Source organism: Paenibacillus sp. 01T422 (assembly GCF_056398785.1).
Genome location: NZ_JBFTQB010000893.1, coordinates 1 through 4,274 on the forward strand (window position 1 = coordinate 1; position 4,274 = coordinate 4,274).

Sequence of the window (4,274 nt, forward strand, 5' to 3'; positions counted from 1 at the left end):
ATATGGAGGGGCACTCCAAGCAAAGGTTGTTCATTAATTCATCCATCACATTTAAAATATGATCAAAGTAGAAAAATGCCATATTTAGTAATGATGGATCAGCTAAAGTTATTTTTAAAGCAACCATCTGCTATCCTGATTACTTGTGGTTACTCTTATAAGGATCAGCATATTAACGAGGTTTTATCGCAAGGTTTACAAACAAATCCTAATGCATTGATATATGGCTTACAATACGATGTGTTGGAAAATTATCAGGAAGCTAAGGATATGGCTTTACAAAGAAGTAATTTAATTTTACTTGCCAAGGATAGAGCCATAATTGGAAAGAAAGAAGGCGAATGGAAACCAGATCTACAATCTTCTCAAGATAATGACCCTCTCTTATTTTTTAAATTAGGGAATTTCCAACACCTTGCCTCATTTCTAGAAGAGATTAGTCAATATGATTGGAGCAAACAGAATGATTGAAGCCTCTACCTATATTGGAACAGTACAAGATGTTAATGGAGCAAATATAAGAGTAGTTCTTGATATTAATACAATTTCTAGTCTTAAATTTGTCGATGGACAAGGTTATAGAATAGGACAAATTGGTAGTTTTGTGAGAATCCCAATTGGATACATAAACCTCTTCGGAATCGTTTCCCAAGTAGGAGCAGGTGCAGTCCCCGACAAATTATTGGAAGCCGAGCCATATGGACATAGATGGATATCAGTCCAATTAGTTGGGGAAGAAGGAATCAAGAAGGAGTTTGAACGTGGAATATCTCAATATCCTATTATTGGAGATAAGGTGCATATCGTTACTGAACCTGACTTGAGGAAAATCTATGGAACTCAAAGTAAGAAATATATCAGCCTTGGAAATATTGCAAGCGCTGACTCTATACCTGCATTAGTTAACATGGATACTTTAGTAACTAGGCATAGTGCAGTATTGGGGTCAACAGGCTCTGGGAAATCCACTACTGTAACTAGTATCCTTCAGAGGATATCAGATGTGAGTGAATTTCCTTCTGCGAGAATAATTGTTTTTGACATCCATGGAGAGTATGCTACAGCTTTTAAAGGAAAGGCAAAAGTATATAAAGTTACCCCTTCTAATAATGAACAAAAATTGAGTATTCCTTACTGGGCATTAACTTGTGATGAATTACTTTCTGTTGCATTTGGAGGTCTTGAAGGTAGTGGCAGAAATGCTCTCATTGATAAAATATATGAGTTGAAACTACAAACGATAAAAAGGCAGGGGTACAAGGGAATTAATGAAGATTCTTTGACAGTTGATACGCCTATTCCATTTAGCATACATAAACTTTGGTTTGATTTATATAGGGCAGAAATAAGCACGCATAACGTTCAGGGCGGGCACTCAGAAGAAAATGAAGCCCTGATGCTGGATGAAAGTGGAAACCCAGTGCAAAAAGGGGATGCATTAAAAGTAGTACCTCCAACATACATGCCACACACCCAAGCACAAGGGGCAACAAAAATCTACTTAAGTAGTAGAGGTAAAAATATTCGTAAACCGTTAGAAGGCTTAGCTTCATTACTTAAAGACCCACGATATGAATTTTTATTTAATGCTGGCGATTGGTCAGTTAATTTAGATGGAAACACAGATAAAGATTTGGATGTGCTATTAGAAACATGGGTGGGATCGGAAGAGAGTATAAGTATTCTTGATCTATCTGGAATTCCATCATCAATTTTAGATACTCTAATTGGTGTTTTAATAAGAATCTTATACGATTCACTATTTTGGTCTAGAAATCAACCAGAAGGTGGAAGAGAAAGACCTTTACTTGTAGTTTTAGAAGAGGCTCATACCTATCTTGGAAAGGACTCTCGTGGAATTGCAATTGATGGGGTTAGAAAAATTGTTAAGGAAGGTCGGAAGTATGGTATTGGAATGATGCTTGTAAGTCAAAGACCATCCGAAATAGATAGCACAATATTATCTCAATGTGGAACATTATTTGCATTAAGAATGAATAATTCTTCAGATCGCAATCATATTTTAGGTGCTGTTTCAGATAATTTTGAAGGACTTATGGGGATGTTACCGACCTTGCGGACAGGTGAAGCTATAATTATTGGTGAGTCAGTAAGGTTGCCAATGAGGACTATTATATCGCCACCTCCATTCGGACGTCGACCAGATAGTCTTGATCCTGATGTCACAGCTAAGTGGTCAAATAATCGCTCGCAAGGTGATTATAAAGAAGTTCTCTCATTATGGAGACAAAAAAAGGTGCGTTCTCAAAAAATGGTTGAAAATATTAATCGAACACCAATAGTAGACAAAGGGGAGGTGATTGATATGATGAGAGATATGGTTACTTCATCAAATATTCTCAGTATTGGTTATTCAACAGAAAGTATGACCTTAGAAATTGAGTTTCAACAGGGACTCGTTTATCAGTATTACGATGTACCGGAAACTCTACACACAGAGTTGCTTGCAGCTGAATCCCATGGTAGGTTTTTTAATTCCCAAATTAAAAACAACTACAGATTTAGTAGGGTTTAAGAATAGGCATCTTAAAAATGAAGTAGGATCTTCATATCAGAAGAGACCTACTTCATTTTTATAGGCTATTTATATTCTTTCAACCAGGATTTTAAATCTGTGTAATCCTTTAGTGATTTTTATTGGAATAAGGATAAATTACCGAACCCCTAGGTACTCTTTTTCCAATGGCCTGTCTTTCATTTTCACTCATGTGGTGTTCACAAAGGTAAGGACATGTAAAGTCCTGTTCCATAAACTCTTGGTTAATAGGTGGGGAATAATAATCATACAAGTAAACTTCATAATCGGCTATTTGTAAACATCCATCTATATAGCAGGTAATATTTTTCACTCGTTGATTGTAAGAGTCAATAATATAGGGGCAACTACTAGAATGACCATGATTTTTATGTGAGCGGAAATATGGTTCATGCAAACTACTATTAACATACACCAACTTGCAACTACATCCGTGAGTTGGACAAGATAAAGAGTCTTTGTAATCAGGTATATAGTCGACAACAGTTATTATTTTGCTAATATTTCTATTTTCTAATAGTGCAATCCTCAATATGTAATGCCCCCCATTCTACAGTGATCTTTATATATTATAATAATATACTTCAGATTTGTTGAATAGTAAGCAAATACCATCACATCAGATTGTCAATAATACTTATTCCTCACATGTGGAGTCGGTGGCTTTGTTAATTATGAAATGAAAGAGTAGTCGAAAACAGGTTAAAGATCAGCACGAGGGTACTGATCTTTTTTTGTACCAACATTCCCTTGAAGGAAATCAATTATTGTAGATGTGGTGGTTATTATTGATTGGGTAGCCTTCCTTATATCTCCGTTTAACATTTAGAAAAGAAGGGACTTATTACCTATTTGTAGAATGGTTATGATAAATATCTTATTATCAGGAAACAAGGTGATTCATCTGACTCTACCATCAGAGCTTCAAAGCATATTTTTAAACAAACAAAAATCTTACAAAATGGTACTAATCTTAGCACTATTAACAGAGATGCAAGCCACTAGTCAGAGAGAGGCATCTCTTCAAAAAATAAAACAACGATTCCTCTCACTCCTACAGGAGAGAGAATCAAACGGCCTTCCAGTCGATCCACCACCAGAAAAAGCCGGAACAAGCTGGAATAGCATGACCGTTACAAACGTACAGTCAGTAATCTCAACCCCAATCGCAGCACTTTCCTCCATTTTGGAGCAAAAGAGCGATTCCATAGGTTTAAAGAAAGAGCTATACGAGTCGTGGTCTGACGATGTATTAAGCGAACTTTACGACTATGCTCAAACAGAGCTAGTGAACTACTATAACCAGCAGATCCAGAGCACGTTATCATTAAAAGAAGCACTATCCGATATTTTATCCACCTACCTAGCCGCAAAAAGAGAAACCTTTGCCGCACATAGATTAGGTAATTTAGTGCGTCAACTAATCCCGACTGAACTCAGGAAACTCCCTTTTTTGCACCCTGAGCTAAAAATCCAAGGTTCAGTCGGCCAAGGTAACTGGGCAACGATCCCGTGGATCGCTATCATGGACAAGCGAATCACCGAGACTACACGTCAAGGTGAGTATCTGGTCTATCTTTTTGCGGAAGATATGAAATCTGTGTACCTCACGTTCATGCAAGGAGTCACAATTCCTGTCGAAACGAAAGGGAAGCAGGCCGCCTACCAATACTTCAAACAAAAAGTTCAAGAGATCCGCGACCTACTCCCACTAGAG

3 protein-coding genes are annotated in these 4,274 nt (G+C 37.1%); all 3 read left to right on the forward strand.

Annotated elements, in window-relative coordinates; all coding sequences use genetic code 11:
- The coding region (locus AC1DUA_RS33055; RefSeq protein ID WP_477503766.1) for a hypothetical protein at positions 1 to 471 on the forward strand (471 nt) is incomplete at its 5' end.
- On the forward strand, positions 464 to 2,536 hold the full coding sequence (locus tag AC1DUA_RS33060) for a helicase HerA-like domain-containing protein (protein WP_477503767.1): 2,073 nt from the start codon (positions 464 to 466) through the stop codon (positions 2,534 to 2,536). The genes AC1DUA_RS33055 and AC1DUA_RS33060, both read left to right, overlap by 8 nt.
- Positions 2,537 to 3,452: 916 nt before the next feature.
- Positions 3,453 to 4,274: MrcB family domain-containing protein (locus AC1DUA_RS33065; protein ID WP_477503768.1), on the forward strand; the 822-nt coding region annotated here is incomplete at its 3' end.

Bases quoted from the DNA above. Each gene is read 5' to 3' on its own strand.
- AC1DUA_RS33060 (WP_477503767.1), top strand. From the start codon at position 464: ATGATTGAAGCCTCTACCTATATTGGAACAGTACAAGATGTTAATGGA.